A 16,224-nucleotide genomic window follows, 5' to 3' on the forward strand; every position below is an offset into this window, starting at 1 on the left:
ACCGGGGTCGCCTATCGTCGCTCTGCGGTAGCGCGTGCGGACACGGGACGGCGGAGGGCGCGGAGCGTGACCGCCCGCGAAGAACCCTGTGCCTGGAAACGTGCCATGTCGAGAGCGTACTACGACGACGAGGATGCCGACGAATCCGCGCCCGGAGCAGCCCGCTCCGCGATGAGCGCGGCCTGGACCCGCGACCGTGCGTCGAGCTTCACGAGGATCCGGGACACGTGCGTGCGGGCCGTCGCCTCGGACAGCCCGAGCGCGGTCGCGATCCCGGCGTTGCTCAGCCCCTCGCGCAGCTGCTCGAGGACCTCACGCTCCCGCGGTGTCAGCGTGGCCAGACCGGGGTGCGCCGGCGCCGGCTCCGGCACGACCGGAGGTCTGGCCGCGGCGAGACGTTCGAGGACTCTGCGGGTCACCTCGGGGGCGAGCACCGCCTCGCCCGCGTGCACTCGTCGGATCGCATCGACGAGGCCGGCAGCGGAGACCGTCTTCACCAGGAAGGCGTTCGCCCCGGCCGCCAGCGCCTCGTCAACGTACCGGTCGAGGGCGAAGGTCGTGAGCATGATGATGCTCGGCGGTGGGGTGACCGCGGCGAGGATGGCCGGGATCGCGTCGATCCCCGAGGCACGCGGCATCTGGACGTCGAGCAACACGACGTCCGGTCGGTGTCGCACGGCTTGCGCGACGACGGCCTCCCCGTCCGCCGCCTCGGCGATGACCAGGATGTCGTCCGGCTCGTCGAGCAGCGCTCCCAGACCCGCTCTGACGGCCGCATGGTCGTCCGCGATGAGGACCGTGATGGTCATGACGCCCCTCCTGCGGTGACGACCGCGGGGGTGGCCGGCGACACCGGGGTCGGCACGGTGAGCGCCGTCCGCCAGTCGGGACCGTCCGGCCCCGCGACGAGGTCGCCTCCGACCAGACGTGCCCGCTCGGCCAGGCCTACCAGGCCGACCCCACCGGACCCGGCGAGCACCGAAGACGAGGTCGCCGTCGGCAGTGGGTTGCTGAGCGTAACGGACAGGGCACCGGGCGGGAGCGAGACCTCGACCCGCACGGAAGCACCCGGTGCGTGCTTCGCCGTGTTCGTCAGGCCTTCGACGAGCGTGCGGAGCCCGACGATCGAGGTCTGCGCGGGGACTTCGGCGAGCGCCGCGTCGTCCGGAGCCCGTACCTCCACCTCCAGTCCGTTGGCACGGGCGACCTCGACCGCGCGGCGGACCGACTCGGCGGTGAGTCGGTCCGGTGCCTGGGCCAGGTCGTCGGCCGACTGGTCACCGCGGAGCACGTCGATCATCGTGCGCATGTCGGCGAGCGCGTCGAGACTGCTGGTCCGGACGAGTGCGAGGCTGCGCCGCAGCGCCACCGGGTCGGTGCCGTCGCGTCGTTCCAGGGCAGCCGCGGACTGCATCGCGATCGCCGAGAGGTGACCGGCGATGACGTCGTGCAGCTCCCGGCTGAGCTCGAGCCGTTCACGGGTCACAGCGTCCTGCCGCAGGGCAGCCGCCGCCTGCGTGATCGTGTCGGCGCGCTCACGCTGTCGTTCGGCCTCGAGGCGCGGGTACCGCACCATCCTGCCGAACCAGATCGAACTCGCCAGGACGACCGGCACGGTGATCAGCGAGCCGAGGAGGACACCGCTGCCGAGCCGGGCGACGGCTTGCACGTCGCCGGTGAACCAGACCACCGCGAAGACACCGACCGACACGACGGCGAGCGCGGTGCAGGCGAGCGCGGCGACGTCCATGACCCGGGACCGCGAGTACAGCGCCGCCGCATAGGCGAGGTCGGACACGACGATGAGCATCCCGAGGCCGCTGCCCCCGGTGGTGAGTGCCTCGGCCAGGGCTATCAGGATGCCGACGGCCAGCGTGGTCAACGGGCGTCGACGGCGGAGCAGGTGCACCGCCAGGATGGCCGCGAGGAAGACGAGGGTGAGGATGAGCGGCGGTTCCGACACGGTCGTCCCCCAGGGGACATGGATCCCGAGGAGGGCGAACAGGAGTCCCATGGCCGCGCACACCGTGGTGATGACCGGCTCGCGGTGTCGGCTCACCCATGCACGCGGTCCTTCGAGAGCAGCCATACCTCCATCACACCAGCTCGCGCCATGCGGCGCGAGCGCCGGAGGGACGAGCCCGCGTACGCAGTTCCGCTGACCCCGTCGCCGGAGGATCAGCAGCACGGTCGATGTGGCACGGCATCACCCCGCGACACCATCGGAACATGGACAGCTTCACTGAACTCTTCGGCACGAGCCCACTCATCTGGGCCATCCTCGGCGCGGAGGCCGCGTTCTGGATCCTCCTCTTCGGCGGGCTCGCGGTCCGCTACCTCCTCCGGCGACGCCGGCTCAGCGCGATCATGTTGATCGGTGTGCCGGTCGTGGACCTCGTCCTCCTCGTCCTGACCGCGACCGACCTCGCGTCCGGCGAGGAGCCCAACGTCACGCACCTCCTCGCGACCATCTACCTGGGCTTCACGGTGGCGTTCGGCCACGCCCTCATCACGAAGGCGGACGTCTGGTTCGCGCACCGGTTCGCGGGCGGTCCAGCACCGCGGCCGAAGCCGAAGTCCGGGCCGGCGTACGTCCGCGCCGCCTGGTCGGAGTGGCGTCGGGTGGTCCTCGCCGTCGCGATCGCGGTCGCCGGGCTCCTCGCGATGCAGGCCATGGTCGGCTGGACCGTCCCCGCGTCCTTCGCGCTCGCGAACGAGGACGTCATCTGGGGCATGATCATCAAGCTCGTCGCGATCACCGCGATCTGGTTCGCCGCAGGCCCGGTGTACGCCGTTCTCTTCCGGAGCTCCGCACCCGCGCCTGACACCACGGAGCGGGTTTCGGATTCCATCCACACGCCTCAGGGTCGTCCCTAACGGCGCACTATCTCATATCTGAGATAGAGTGACGGCATGGAAGACACGGCAACCTTTGAACGAACGGATCCCGCGGCACCGCTCCGGCAGGTCGGGGCACTCATCCGCGGCGCCCGACAGGGACGCAAACTCACCCAGGCCCAGCTGGCGGAACGCGTCGGCACGAGCCAGAGCGCGATCAACCGGATCGAGCAGGGCAGTCAGAACATCAGCATCGACCTCCTGAGCCGGATCAGCACCGCGCTCGAGAGCGAGATCGTCAGTTTCGGCGAGCAGAAGAAGAACTCGCACCTCCGTGTGCAGGGCGGCCGTCAGCTGCACGGCACCATCGCGGTGCGTTCGAGCAAGAACGCCTCGGTCGCGCTCCTCTGCGCCGCGCTCATGAACCGCGGCCGCACCACGCTGCACGGCATCGCCCGGATCGTCGAGGTCGACCGCATCATCGACGTCCTGCGCAGCCTGGGCGTCTCCGTGGTCTGGTCGCCCGACGGCCAGGACGTCGAGATCCACGTACCGGATAACCTGTCGCTCGAGAGCATCGACGAGGACGCCGGCCGTCGAACCAGGAGCGTGCTCATGTTCCTCGGTCCGCTCCTCGGCCGCTACGACACCTTCGCCCTCCCCTACGCCGGTGGTTGCGACCTCGGGACCCGCACCGTCGAACCGCACCTCATCGCGCTCCGGCCGTTCGGCCTCTCCATCGAGGCGACCGCCGGCTGGTACCAGGCCACCGTCGCACCGGACGTGCCCGAGGAACTGAGCGTCGTGCTCACCGAACGCGGCGACACCGTGACCGAGAACGCCATCATGGCCGCAGCGGTGCGCGACGGCGTGACGATCATCCGCAATGCGAGCCCGAACTACATGGTGCAGGACCTGTGCTTCTACCTGGAGCTCCTCGGCATCACCATCGAGGGCATCGGGAGCACGACGCTCCGGATCACCGGCCGCAGCGTCATCAACGAGGACGTCGACTACTGGCCGAGCGAGGACCCGGTGGAGGCGATGAGTCTGCTCACCGCCGGGATCGTCACCGATTCGGAGATCACCGTCACGCGCGTGCCGATCGAGTTCATGGAGATCGAGCTCGCGACGCTCGGCGAGATGGGACTGCGCTACACCCGCTCCCCCGAGTACGCGGCGGCGAACGGCCGAACCCGACTCGTCGACGTCACCGTGCACCCCTCCAAGCTGCACGCCCCGATCGACAAGATCCACCCCATGCCGTTCCCGGGGCTCAACATCGACAACCTGCCGTTCTTCGCGGTCATCGCGGCCTGCGCCGAGGGTGACACGCTCATCCACGACTGGGTGTACGAGGGGCGGGCGATCCACCTCACCGACCTGACGCGACTCGGCGCGAACGTCCGCCTGCGCGACCCGCACCGCATCGACGTCTCCGGGCCGACGCACTGGTCCGGCGCCGAGGTGAGCTGCCCTCCGGCGCTGCGACCGGCCGTCGTCATCCTGCTCGCCATGCTCGCCGCGAAGGGCACAAGCGTGCTCCGGAACGTCGACATCATCGCTCGGGGGTACGAGCAGCTGCAGGAGCGGCTCATCACCCTGGGTGCGTCGATCGAGACCTTCCGCGACTGAGTCCGTCCCGTCCGACGGACGCGGCCCCGCAGATCATCGATCCGCGGGGCCGCTGTCGTCCGGTACGACCGGCTCAGTCCCGGATGCTCGCGCCGAAGCGCTCGGCCGCCACCGCCGCGCCGGCCAGCTTCGCGTCGCTCGCCTCCGCCGCGGTGAGCGTGCGGTTAGGCGCGCGGAACCGCAGGGCGAACGTCAGGCTCTTGCCGCCCTCGGGCACGCCCGAACCTCGGTAGTCGTCGACGAGGCGGATGTGCTCGAGGAGCGAACCGGCTCCGACCCGGACGGCCTCGAGGACCTCACCGGCCGAGACCGTCGCGGGGACGAGCAGGGAGAGGTCCTGCGTCGCCGCGGGCAGGGTGCCGATACCGACGGCCTCTGGCAGTGCGTCGCCGAGCGCGATGATGCGATCCAGGTCGAGTTCCGCGACCGCCACGACGCGCGGCAGGTTCGCCTCCTCGGCGACGGCCGGGTGCACCTCCCCCGCGTACCCCACCAGGACGTCGCCGACATGCAGCGCCGCGGTCCGTCCGGGGTGCAGTGCCTGGTGGCTGCCCTGCGAGACGGTGATCTCGACGCCGGTCGCTACCGCGACGGCCTGGACGGCCTCGAGCGCGTCCGCGATACCGGCCGCGACCGCGGGCTGGCCCGGCTGCTTCGGGACGGCGTTGCCGACCGCGAGGAAACCGAGATGACGCGGTTGAGCCGGAACGCCCGCCTCGAGCTCCTCGAGCTGGGCCTCGCTCGGCCGGACCGCCGCCTGTGGGAGTTCCGCCTGGCCGAACGCGCCGTGGCGGGACGGACGGAAGACCGCGCCGACCTCGAAGATCGAGAGGTCGGTCAGACCACGCGAGACGTTCCGGTGGGCCACCGCGAGGAGACCGGGCAGGATCGACGCGCGGAGGAACGGCGCCTTCGCGTCGAGCGGGTTCGCGAGCTTCACGGCTGGGAACGCACCGGGCTGCGGTGCTCCGAACCGGGCGTTCTCCTCGGCGGAGACGAACGGGTAGGCCAACACCTCGGTGGCGCCGCCGTAGGCGAGCGCGTCGGAGACCCCACGGCGCAACCGCTGCGAGCGGGAGAGGCCGCGTCCCGGAGGCGCGACGGGGAGCACCGACGGGATGCGGTCGTATCCGAGGATCCGCGCCACCTCCTCGGCGAGATCCTCCTTGCCGGTGATGTCGTGGCGCCAGCTCGGCGGCGTCACGAGCAGGCCGCCCTCGCTGGACTCGACGGCCGCGCCGATCTCGGCGAGCGCGGATAGGGTCTCGTCCGCTCCGAAGGTGACGCCGATGAGGCTGTTGATGTAGTCGTCGGGGAGCAGGATCGGCTCGCGATCCGGCGCTGCGGTGACGGTCGAGCCGAGGTCGTCCGTCCGGCCTCCGGCCAGGTCGACGAGCAACTGTGCGACGCGACCCGCGGCGGCGACGGCGATCTGTGGATCGACACCGCGCTCGAACCGCTTGGACGCCTCACTCGGCAGCTTGTGGCGGCGCGCGCTCCGTGCGATCGACACCTGGTCGAAGTTCGCGGCCTCGATGAGGACATTGCGCGTGGCATCGGTGATCTCGGTGTCGAGGCCACCCATCACACCGGCGAGCCCGATCGGGCCCGAGTCGTCGGTGATCAGCAGGTCCTCGTCGTGGAGCTTCCGCTCCTGGCCGTCGAGCGTGACGAAGGTCTCGCCGGAGCGCGCGCGCCGGACGACGATGCCGCCCGTGAGCTTGTCGAGGTCGTACCCGTGGATCGGCTGCCCGAGCTCGAGCATGACGTAGTTCGTGATGTCGACGACGAGCGACAGCGAGCGGATGCCGGCGAGCTTCAACCGGGCCACCATCCACGGCGGGGTGGGCTTCGTCGGATCGACGTCGCGCACGACGCGCGCGACGAACACGCTCGACCCGACGCGACCGCGGACCGGCGCCGCATCGTCGATCGTGACGGGGAAGCCGTCGAGTGGACCGGTGAACGCCTCGGGGACGCTCGCCGCCGGGTCGCGGAAGGCGGCACCGGTCGCGTGCGAGTACTCGCGTGCGACCCCTCGGATCGAGAACGCGTACCCGCGATCGGGCGTCACGTTGAGCTCGACCGCGGCGTCGTCGAGGCCGAGCAGGCTGATCGCGTCGGTGCCGACGGGCGCCTCGACCCCGATCGTCGAGAGGCGCAGGATCCCGTCGTGGTCCTCACCGAGACCGAGCTCGCGAGCCGACGCGATCATGCCGTCCGACACGTGGCCGTAGGTCTTGCGAGCCGCGATCGGGAACGGACCGGGCAGGACGGCGCCGGGCAGGGTGACGACCACCTGGTCGCCGACGAAGAAGTTGCCGGCACCGCAGACGATGCCCCGTACCGCCCCGTCGGCGTCGCCCTCGGCGACGCGGACCTGGCACCAGCGGATGGTCTTGCCGTTGGACTGCGGCTCCTCGACGAACTCGAGGACCTCACCGACCACGATGGGACCGGTCAGTTCGAAGCGGTGGACGTCCTCCTCCTCGAGCCCGACGCGCACGAGCGCGGCGTGGACGTCTTCAGGGGTGGTCCCCGGGGCGAGTTCGACGAACTCCCCGAGCCAGCTCAATGGAACACGCACGACTACACCACCATCCCGAACTGCTGGGAGAAGCGGACGTCGCCCTCCACCATCTCTCGCATGTCCTGCACGCCGTCGCGCAGCATCAGGCCGCGCTCGACACCCATCCCGAAGGCGAAGCCCGAGTAGACCTCGGGGTCGATACCGGCGGACCGGAGCACGTTCGGGTTGATCATGCCGCACCCACCCCACTCGATCCAACGCGGTCCGTCCTTGAAGGTCGGGTGCCAGAAGTCGAGCTCGGCGCTCGGCTCGGTGAAGGGGAAGTAGCTGGGACGCAGACGGACCTTCGCGTCGTCGCCGAAGACGCTCTTCACGAAGTGGTCGAGCGTTCCGCGCAGGTGCGCCATCGTCAGGCCCTTGTCCACGGCGAGCCCCTCGAACTGCATGAAGACGGGCGTGTGCGTCGCGTCGAGCTCGTCGGTGCGGTAGACGCGCCCGGGGGCGAGCACGTACACGGGGAGCTCACGCTCGAGCAACGAGCGCACCTGGACCGGCGAGGTGTGCGTCCGCAGGACGAGGTGCGACTCCAGCGGCTCCACGAAGAAGGTGTCCTGCATCGCGCGGGCCGGGTGGTCGGCGTCGAAGTTCAGGGCGTCGAAGTTGAACCACTCGCTCTCGACCTCGGGCCCCTCGGCGATCTCCCACCCCATGCCGACGAAGATGTCGGACACGCGGTCCTGGAGCAGCGTGAGGGGGTGCCGGGCACCGGGCACGCGTCGCAGCGGGACGGCGGTGACGTCGATCGCCTCTGCGGCGAGGCGTGCCTCCGTCTCGGCGGCGACGATCTCGCCCTCGCGCTCGCTCAACGCCTTCGAGACGCGCCCACGAGCCTGACCGACCAGCTTGCCGAGCGCGGCCTTCTGGTCGTTCGGCACGCTGCGGAGCGATCCGTTGAGGGCGGCGAGCGGTGACGCTTCGCCGGCGTGGGCTGATCGGACCGCTTTCAGGGCGGCCGAGTCGGTGGCTGCGGCGATCGCTTCGAGAGCGGCGTCGACCGCGGCGTTCACCGCTGGTTCGGAGATTGGGGATGCGTCGGACACGAGAGCCAAGTCTACCCAGGCGGTCGGCCCGCATGGGCGACCGTCCTCACCCCGACGGAGACCCGGTCGCCCGGGCTCCGTCGGGAGGACGTCAGATGCTCGCGCCGGACGACTGGTTCCCCGCCTGGATGCCGAGGATCTTGGTCGTCGTGTCCTCGGTCACGGCCTGTTCCTTCGGCGTCCGCGGCGAGCGTCGGGTACGCACCTCGACGATCTTCGCGACGCCGGAGAGGATCAGGCAGAGCACGATGTAGATCGAGCCCATCACGATGATCGAGGGGATGATCGGGCTGCCGTAGAGCGCCTGCGACCCGAACTGCTTCGCGAGGTAGAGGAGCTCCTGGTACGTGATGAGGAAGCCGAGCGCCGTGTCCTTGAGGGCGACGACGAGCTGGGCGATGATGACCGGCAGCATCGCGCGGATCGCCTGCGGGAACAGGATGAGGCGCAGGACCGCGGACTTCCGCAGGCCGATGGCGTAGGCGGCCTCGCCCTGCCCCTTCGGCAGCGATTCGATGCCCGCTCGGAAGATCTCGGAGAACACCGCGCCGTTGTACAGCGTCAGCGCGATGGCGACGGCGACGAACGGCGTCACGAAGGTGAAGCCGAGGGGCGGCAGCCCGTAGTACATGAGCATCATCAGGATGAGGACCGGGACCGCCCGGAAGAACTCGATGAAGATCGTGAAGGGGACGTTGATGACCTTGTGGTCGGACAGTCGGCCGATCGCCAGCACCAGTCCGAGGACGACGCTGCAGACGGCGGCGACCGCGAACGCGGACAGGGTCGCGCCCGTCGCCTGGAGGATCTGCTCCCAGACGCGCGGGAAGGTGAAGAGCTTCCACTTCGAGGCGGTGAACTGTCCGGTCTCGATGAAGCGGAAGACGACGAAGGCGAGGATGCCGGCGACGACGAGCACCGTCGCCACACCGATCCAGCGGTAGCGGACGATGGCCTTCGGGCCGGGGGTGTCGAACAGGACGGAGCTCATCGCGCGATCCTCCACTTCTTCTCGAAGGCCCGTTGGGCGAGGGACAGGAGCGAGACGAGGGCCACGAAGATGAGGGCCACCCACAGCAGTCCGATGAGGAGCGGTTCGCCGCGCTCGGACAGGTTCGCCCGGATCGCGCCCGCTTCGGCGACGGAGAAGCCGGCGGCGACCGTCGTGTTCTTGAGCAGGGCGATCAGCACGCTGAACAGCGGAGGCAGGACGGCCCGGAACGCCTGCGGCAGGATGACGAGCGTCATGGTCTGTCCGAACGGCAGGCCGATCGCGCGTGCGGCCTCGGCCTGCCCGATCGGTACCGTGTTGACGCCGGACCGCAGGACCTCTGCGACGTAGGTCGCGGTGTAGAGGCTCAGCCCGATGATCGCGAGCGTCGTGTAACTCACTTCGGGGAGCCCGAGCTTCGGGTAGCCGAAGGCGAAGAAGAAGAGGATGAGGGTCAGCGGGGTGTTGCGCACCGTGTTGACGTACACGGTGCCGAAGAGGCGCATCGCCGGGACCGGCGAGACCCGCATGGCACCGACGATGGTGCCGAGGATGAGCGCGAAGAACCCCGACACCACGAAGAGCAGCAGGGTGTTGCGGAAGCCCGTGACGAAGAGGTCGAGGTTGTCGAGCAGGACGTTCATGTCGCGCACGCCTTTCGGGAGGGGGACGCCCGTGGCGGGCGCCTGGGCGGAGTCGACGGGACAGCTCCCCCGGACGGCCGCTGGTCGGCGGCCGCCCGGGGCGCTGCTTAGTAGTCGTCGACCGCCGGCTGGGTCACCTTGGTGCCGGAGGCGCCGAGGGTGGCGTCGTAGATCTTGGTCCAGGTGTCGCCGCCATCGGTGAACATCGTGTTGATGAAGTGGCGGAGGGCGTCGTCACCCTTCGGCAGACCGATGCCGTACAGCTCGGTGCTGAACGGCTCGCCCACGACCTTGAGGTCGTCGGGGAACTGCGCCGCGTACCCGATCAGGATCGCCTGGTCGGTCGTGACCGCGTCGACCTTGCCGTCGTTCAGGGCCTCGACACACTGCGAATAGGTGTCGAACTCCTCCGTCTTGGTGTCGGGGAAGTTGTCCTTGATGTTCTGGATGGGCGTGGAGCCCGTCGCCGAACACACGGTCTTGCCGGCGAGGTCGTCCTCGCCCTTGATGTCGTCGTTGTCCGCGGCCACGAGCAGGCCCTGGCCGGTCTCGAAGTACGGTCCGGCGAAGTCGATCTGCTCCTTGCGCTTGTCGGTGATCGAGTAGGTGCCGACGTAGTAGTCGATGTCACCGTTCACGATGGCCGACTCGCGGTTGGCGCTCGGGATCGCCTTGAACTCGATCTTGTCGGCGTCGAAGCCGAGCGACGCGGCGATCCAGGTGGCCATCTCGACGTCGAAGCCGGAACGCTCGCCGGTGGCGGCGTCGAGGTAACCGAGACCGGGCTGGTCCTCCTTGACGCCGATGCGGACCTTGTCGGCCTTCACCATCGCGTCGTACGTGGGGCTGCCCTCGAGCTGGACGTCGGTGGCGACCTCGAAGAGTGCGCCGCCGTCGGACGCACCGTCGGTCGATCCGGTGCCGGCGTCGCCGCCGCTGCACCCGCTGAGCGCGAGCGCTGCTGCAGCGACTCCCGCGGTGATGAACATGAGCCTCTTGCGCATGTTTTCCTTCCTTCCTTGGTGCCCGGGACGGGCCGATCGGTTGGTCAGTTCCGGGTCGCCGCGCGGGTCGCGCGATCCGGAGTCGGATGGGTCAGTGGGTGAGGAGCTTCGACAGGAAGTCCTTCGCCCGCTCGGACTGCGGGTTGGTGAAGAACGACTCGGGGTCGGTGTCCTCGAGGATCTCGCCGTCGGCCATGAAGACGACGCGATCGGCGGCCTTCCTGGCGAAGCCCATCTCGTGGGTGACGACGATCATCGTCATGCCCTCGCTGGCGAGCTGCACCATGACGTCGAGGACCTCGTTGATCATCTCGGGGTCGAGGGCCGAGGTCGGCTCGTCGAACAGCATGACCTTCGGCTTCATCGCGAGGGCGCGCGCGATCGCGACGCGCTGCTGCTGCCCGCCGGACAACTGTGCCGGCAGCTTGTCGGCCTGCACGCCGATGCCGACGCGCTCGAGCAGCACCTTCGCCGCATCGTCGGCGTCGCGCTTCTTCTGCTTGCGCACCTTGATCGGGCCGAGGGTGACGTTCTCGCGGATCGTCTTGTGCGCGAACAGGTTGAACGACTGGAACACCATGCCGACGTCGGCGCGCAGCTCGGCGAGCTGCTTGCCCTCCTCCGGCAACTTCTTGCCGTCGATCCGGATCTCCCCCGAGCTGATCGTCTCGAGCCGGTTGATCGTCCGGCAGAGCGTCGACTTGCCGGACCCGGACGGTCCGATCACGACGACGACCTCGCCCTTGTTGACGGTGAGGTTGATGTCCTTCAGGGCGTGGAACTCGCCGTAGTGCTTCTCGACGTTCTCCATGACGACGAGGGGCTCGCCGCGCCCCGCCTGGATCGGGTTGCTCGTGGTCTCGTATGCGCCGGCGGCACCATGCGAGGCTGCTGCATCGGGTTCCGTCGGGCCGGAGTTCGGGGACACTGTTGGCTCCATGTAACCCAAACTAGGTGACCGTGTGTTTCGTGCGCATGACGGAAGCGCTACGGTTACCGTTTCGTAACCTCGACGGTCGACGCCTCAGTCGCTCAGGCGTGCTGCGCGAACGCGCTCTCGAAGACGCACACCGACGCCGCCGTCGCCAGGTTCATGCTCTCGGCACGGCCGTAGATCGGTACCGTAACCGCACGGTCGACGAGCTCGAGGTGTTCGTCGGTGAGCCCCCTGGCCTCGTTGCCGAACACCCATGCCGTCGGCCGCGCGAGCACGCCTTCCGACCGGGCCACGAGGAGGTCCTCGCCCTTGATGTCGGCCGCGAGCGTCTGCATTCCCGCTGCACGGGCCCGCTCCAGTACGGCGGGCAGCTCGACACCGACCGCGACGGGCAGGTGGAAGAGCGAGCCGGTCGTGGAGCGCACGACCTTCGGGTTGTAGAGGTCGACGGTCCGTCCGCTCAGGACGACGGCGTCCGCGCCGGCGGCGTCGGCTGCTCGGATGATCGTCCCGAGGTTGCCCGGATCGCGGACCTCCTCCAGGATGACGACGAGCTGCGGCTCTCCGGCGAAGATGTCCTTGATCGAGGTCGGGAACTGCTGCGCCACCGCGATGAACCCCTGTGGGGTGACGGTGTCGGCCATCGACTCGAGGACCTGCTCGGTGACGAACTCGACCTCGAGTCCCGCGACGGTGGCCGCGGCCCCGATGTCGGTGTAGCGCTCGAGGGCGGTGGGCGTCGCGTACAACTCGAGGATCAGGTCGGGTCGGAACTGCAGGGCCTCCGAGACCGCCTGTGGTCCTTCGAGGAGGAACAGGCCGGTCTCCTGTCTCGCCGGACGCTTGGCGAGTTTGGCGACGGATCGGACGCGCGGTGACCGCGGATTGTCAAGCACGCACCCATCCTATGGGTCGCACTCCGGGCAGACGAAACGGCCCGATCCCATCAGGGATCGGGCCGTTCGAACACGTCGTCCGGGCGGACGCAGGGCTTCCGACTACGCGGAGACCTTGGGTGCCGAGGTGTCGGCGGGCAGTGCGGCCTTGGCCGACGCGACGAGGGCCGCGAAGGTGGCGGGCTCGTGCACCGCGAGGTCCGCGAGGATACGGCGGTCGACCTCGATCCCGGCGAGGCCGAGACCCTGGATGAAGCGGTTGTACGTCATGCCGTTGGCACGCGATGCGGCGTTGATGCGCTGGATCCAGAGGCGACGGAAGTCACCCTTGCGCGCACGACGGTCGCGGTACGAGTAGACGAGGGAGTGAGTGACCTGCTCCTTGGCCTTGCGGTACAGACGCGAACGCTGACCGCGGTAACCGGCGGCGCGCTCGAGGATGACGCGACGCTTCTTGTGAGCGTTGACCGCCCTTTTGACTCTTGCCATGTTCCTAGTTCCTTACGGGTAAACGGTCTAGCGACCGAGCAGCTTCTTCATGACCTTGGCGTCGGCGGGCGCCAGCACCTGGTCCTGGTTCAGGCGACGGGTGCGACGGCTGGACTTGCTCTCCAGGTTGTGTCGCATACCGGCCTGCTGCTTCATCAGCTTGCCGCTGCCGGTGACCTTGAATCGCTTCTTGGCCCCGGAGTGGGTCTTCTGCTTCGGCATGGGATTCCTCGTTTCTTATCGGTTCTCGTCGGCGGATGACTCCACCGGAGCGGCCTCGTCGGCGACGTCGGCGTCAGCCGGACGTGCCTTGGATGCCGCACGTTGTGCGTTGGCTTCGGCTTTCGCCTCGGACTTGTTCTTGAGTGGACCGACGACCATCACCATGTTGCGACCGTCGACCATGGGGGTGGACTCGACGGTGCCCCACTCGGACACGTCCTCGGCGAACTTCTGGAGCAGGCGCACGCCCTGCTCTGGGCGGGACTGCTCGCGGCCGCGGAACTGGATCATGGCTTTCACCTTGTCACCGGCCTTGAGGAAGCCCTCGGCGCGCTTGCGCTTGGTCTCGTAGTCGTGCTGGTCGATCTTGAGGCGGAACCGGACCTCTTTGAGGATCGTGTTCGCCTGGTTGCGCCGGGCCTCTTTGGCCTTCTGCGCAGCCTCGTACTTGAACTTGCCGTAGTCCATGATCTTCGCGACGGGCGGCTTGGAGTTGGGTGCGACCTCGACGAGGTCGAGATCCGCTTCCTGCGCGAGGCGAAGGGCGACCTCGATTTTGACGACGCCGACCTGTTCTCCGCCGGGACCGACGAGTCGGACCTCCGGGACGCGGATACGGTCATTGGTACGGGGATCGCTGATGCGGAGCTCCTCTGACTGGGTGGGATGCCACGCGACCAGGTCCGATACCTGCGACGCGACGAATTCGGTTCACCACACACCCGTACCCTCCGCCGGTGTTCAGAACACCTGTCGGAAGGCACCACGCCCTGCTACCCGAAGCGGTGAAGCGACGGGCGGAGCGTGACAACCCGGTAACCTTGTGAAGCGGTCAAGCGCGGGTGGGAGAATCTCCTCTTTCGTACCGAGACATGTCTCGGAGCACCGCACGAGTCTAACAGAGGATCCACGTGAACAACACCACCAGCCCGTACGACCACGACGACGAGTCGGGAGGGGCCGATCAGGCCACCCGCGACATCGCCGACGTCCCCGCCGTCGAGGTCATCACCACCGCCGCCGTGCACCTCATGAGCGCTGCAGCGGTCAAGTGCGGCCTCGCGGACGCCCCCGACGCCCAGACGGACCTCGACGAAGCACGCAAGCTCATCAACGCCCTCGCCGGGCTCATCACCGCGGGCGCCCCGGAGATCAGCGACATGCACGCCCGCTCGCTGCGCGACGGCCTGCGATCCTTGCAGCTCGCCTTCCGGGAGGCGTCCACCATCCAGGACCCCATCGGCAAGGGTCCCGGCGAGAAGTGGACCGGCCCGGTCACCTGATCGACGCGCGTCGCTGCGACTCGCCGATCAGTCGGCTGGGCGCAGCGACACCGCGAGCGAATCGACGCGCGTCGCGATGACCTCGTCCGCGGCCCAGCGCTGAGCGAGCCGCGCGAGCACCGCGTCGAGCTCCTGCTGGGTCAGTCCCTGCAGCAGACCGAGCTCGACCACGAGCTCGGATCCGGCGAGCTTCGCCTCCGGATCTCCGGCCCGCAGGCGCACGCTCACGACCGCGAGCTCCTGCTCGATCGAGCGCTCGAACGCGCCGCGCACCAGCGGGTCAGCGAAGCTGGGCGTCCACGGCTGCGACTGCGCGATCGCCCACAGCGCGGGGCGGCGCACGGCGAACTCGGTATTCGACGTCGGATCGAGGACCACGACGTCCGTCTGCTCGCTCGCGGCCGCCAGCGCGACCCGGACGCCGTCGGCCGGGATCGGCCTCGCCGTCCGGTTCCACGCCGACATCGCCTGCACCGAGCTGAACACCGGGAGCACGGTGCGGCCGTCCGGGCCCGTCACGGTCACGATGGACAGCTCCTGCGACTTGTCGACCAGCTGGCCGTGCTCGTTCTCACCCGCCTCACCGAGGTGGGCCACGAGTGGGATGAGCAGGCGGGAGTCCCGGAAGGCATCGACGACCTCGGCCTCGCCGACCTCGCCGGTCCGGAAGCGTCGCAGGGACTCGATCAGCCGCTCAGGCGCACTGCCGTCGTCACCGGAACTCGCGTTCGGTTGGAAGCTCCGACCCGCCCAGGGCTGGCCCGCCGAATCGGCGCCACCCACCGCACGGTGGGCATGTCCGCCCGACGGACCGTGCCGATCGGGCGCCGAGGACTCGTCAGCGGCCCGAGACATCCAGCGCCTCGGCCAGGGTGAACGCGCCGTTGTAGAGCGCCTTCCCGATGATGGCCCCTTCGAGCCCGAGCGGCACGAGCTCGCGCAGCGCGACCAGGTCGTCGAGGCTCGAGATGCCGCCGGAGGCCACCACCGGCCGTTCCGTGCGGTCGAGCACCTGTCGGAGCAGCTCGATGTTCGGCCCCTGCATCGTGCCGTCCTTCGTGACGTCCGTCACGACGTAGCGAGCGCAGCCCGCCTCCTCGAGGCGGTCGAGGACCGTCCACAGGTCGCCGGCGTCCTGCGTCCAGCCGCGAGCGGCGAGCGTCGTGCCGCGGACGTCGAGGCCGACCGCGATCGCCTCGCCGTACTGGGCGATGACGCTGGCGGCCCACTCGGGGTTCTCGAGCGCCGCGGTCCCGAGGTTGACGCGTGCGACACCCGTCTCGAGCGCCTGCTCGAGGGAGGCGTCGTCGCGGATGCCGCCCGACAACTCGATGTTGACGCCGCGCGCTTTCGAGATGACCTTGCGGATGATCGACCGGTTGTCGCCTCGCCCGAACGCTGCGTCGAGGTCGACGAGGTGGATCCACTCAGCCCCCTGGCGGGCCCAGTCCAGGGCCGCGTCGACGGGCTCACCGTAGTTCGTCTCCGAACCGGCCTCGCCGCGCGTCAACCGGACGGCCTTGCCGTCCACGATGTCGATCGCGGGGAGCAGCGTCAGTCCGGCCGTCGTGTTGAACTCGTTCATGATCCACCGTCTCTTCGCGAGCTGCGAGCCCCTCGGTTCCCGGCGCACAGCATGCCTCGCGGCACAAGCA

General features: G+C 69.1%; 17 protein-coding genes. 3 read left to right on the forward strand and 14 right to left on the reverse strand.

All coding sequences use genetic code 11. From position 1 onward, the window contains the following. Positions 1-119: 119 nt before the first annotated feature. Both QRN19_RS04850 and QRN19_RS04855 read right to left on the reverse strand, forming a co-directional pair. Positions 120-809 carry a response regulator gene (locus tag QRN19_RS04850; RefSeq protein ID WP_229939654.1) on the reverse strand — a complete coding sequence of 230 codons (690 nt, stop codon included), beginning with the start codon at positions 807-809 and terminating at the stop codon, positions 120-122. Continuing rightward, entirely contained in the window at positions 806-2,089 is a 1,284-nt protein-coding gene (locus QRN19_RS04855; RefSeq protein ID WP_285025600.1) for a sensor histidine kinase, read from the reverse strand. The genes QRN19_RS04850 and QRN19_RS04855 overlap by 4 nt, the downstream gene beginning before the upstream one ends. 140 nt (positions 2,090-2,229) lie before the next feature. On the opposite strand from QRN19_RS04855, the gene QRN19_RS04860 reads away from it, so the two are divergent. Beyond that, positions 2,230-2,877, forward strand: coding sequence for a hypothetical protein (locus tag QRN19_RS04860; RefSeq protein ID WP_285025602.1), 648 nt, complete (start codon positions 2,230-2,232; stop codon positions 2,875-2,877). 36 nt (positions 2,878-2,913) lie between these two features. Continuing rightward, positions 2,914-4,473, forward strand: a complete 1,560-nt coding sequence (locus QRN19_RS04865; RefSeq protein ID WP_285025604.1) for a helix-turn-helix domain-containing protein — start codon at positions 2,914-2,916, stop codon at positions 4,471-4,473. 73 nt (positions 4,474-4,546) lie between these two features. On the opposite strand, the gene pheT is transcribed toward QRN19_RS04865, so the two are convergent. From pheT to infC, 10 genes are all read right to left on the reverse strand, one after another. Next, positions 4,547-7,060 carry a phenylalanine--tRNA ligase subunit beta gene (gene pheT, locus QRN19_RS04870; RefSeq protein ID WP_285025606.1) on the reverse strand — a complete coding sequence of 838 codons (2,514 nt, stop codon included), beginning with the start codon at positions 7,058-7,060 and terminating at the stop codon, positions 4,547-4,549. A 2-nt stretch (positions 7,061-7,062) separates the two neighbouring features. Continuing rightward, on the reverse strand, positions 7,063-8,103 hold the full coding sequence (pheS, locus tag QRN19_RS04875; protein WP_064294511.1) for a phenylalanine--tRNA ligase subunit alpha: 1,041 nt from the start codon (positions 8,101-8,103) through the stop codon (positions 7,063-7,065). A 91-nt stretch (positions 8,104-8,194) separates the two neighbouring features. Continuing rightward, positions 8,195-9,094 (reverse strand): amino acid ABC transporter permease, encoded by a 900-nt coding sequence (locus QRN19_RS04880; protein WP_086473860.1) that lies wholly within the window; start codon positions 9,092-9,094, stop codon positions 8,195-8,197. Next, positions 9,091-9,738: an amino acid ABC transporter permease gene (locus QRN19_RS04885; RefSeq protein WP_079707378.1), complete on the reverse strand. Its 648-nt coding sequence runs from the start codon at positions 9,736-9,738 to the stop codon at positions 9,091-9,093. Before QRN19_RS04885 ends, QRN19_RS04880 begins: the two co-directional genes overlap by 4 nt. 107 nt (positions 9,739-9,845) lie before the next feature. Then, on the reverse strand, positions 9,846-10,742 hold the full coding sequence (locus QRN19_RS04890; RefSeq protein WP_137243216.1) for a glutamate ABC transporter substrate-binding protein: 897 nt from the start codon (positions 10,740-10,742) through the stop codon (positions 9,846-9,848). A 91-nt stretch (positions 10,743-10,833) separates the two neighbouring features. Continuing rightward, positions 10,834-11,553: an amino acid ABC transporter ATP-binding protein gene (locus tag QRN19_RS04895; RefSeq protein WP_079707380.1), complete on the reverse strand. Its 720-nt coding sequence runs from the start codon at positions 11,551-11,553 to the stop codon at positions 10,834-10,836. A 221-nt stretch (positions 11,554-11,774) separates the two neighbouring features. Next, positions 11,775-12,575: a TrmH family RNA methyltransferase gene (locus QRN19_RS04900; protein ID WP_285025619.1), complete on the reverse strand. Its 801-nt coding sequence runs from the start codon at positions 12,573-12,575 to the stop codon at positions 11,775-11,777. Between the two features lie 102 nt (positions 12,576-12,677). Next, complete coding sequence (gene rplT, locus QRN19_RS04905) at positions 12,678-13,064, reverse strand: 50S ribosomal protein L20 (protein ID WP_064294422.1); 387 nt, start codon at positions 13,062-13,064, stop codon at positions 12,678-12,680. 27 nt (positions 13,065-13,091) lie between these two features. Further along, entirely contained in the window at positions 13,092-13,286 is a 195-nt protein-coding gene (gene rpmI / locus QRN19_RS04910; protein ID WP_056012069.1) for a 50S ribosomal protein L35, read from the reverse strand. 15 nt (positions 13,287-13,301) lie between these two features. Further along, positions 13,302-13,967, reverse strand: a complete 666-nt coding sequence (infC, locus tag QRN19_RS04915) for a translation initiation factor IF-3 (RefSeq protein ID WP_350224032.1) — start codon at positions 13,965-13,967, stop codon at positions 13,302-13,304. A 230-nt stretch (positions 13,968-14,197) separates the two neighbouring features. Here infC and QRN19_RS04920 point away from each other — a divergent pair, with 230 nt between their 5' ends. Then, positions 14,198-14,569, forward strand: a complete 372-nt coding sequence (locus tag QRN19_RS04920) for a DUF1844 domain-containing protein (protein ID WP_056012072.1) — start codon at positions 14,198-14,200, stop codon at positions 14,567-14,569. A gap of 27 nt (positions 14,570-14,596) precedes the next feature. Here the strand turns inward: QRN19_RS04920 and QRN19_RS04925 are convergent, their stop codons facing one another. Beyond that, complete coding sequence (locus QRN19_RS04925; protein ID WP_285025626.1) at positions 14,597-15,424, reverse strand: SseB family protein; 828 nt, start codon at positions 15,422-15,424, stop codon at positions 14,597-14,599. Then, on the reverse strand, positions 15,408-16,154 hold the full coding sequence (gene priA / locus QRN19_RS04930; protein WP_285025628.1) for a bifunctional 1-(5-phosphoribosyl)-5-((5-phosphoribosylamino)methylideneamino)imidazole-4-carboxamide isomerase/phosphoribosylanthranilate isomerase PriA: 747 nt from the start codon (positions 16,152-16,154) through the stop codon (positions 15,408-15,410). The genes QRN19_RS04925 and priA overlap by 17 nt, the downstream gene beginning before the upstream one ends. Positions 16,155-16,224: the final 70 nt, after the last annotated feature.

Origin of the sequence: Plantibacter sp. ME-Dv--P-122b (assembly GCF_030209375.1) — a bacterium.
Taxonomy (GTDB): domain Bacteria; phylum Actinomycetota; class Actinomycetes; order Actinomycetales; family Microbacteriaceae; genus Plantibacter.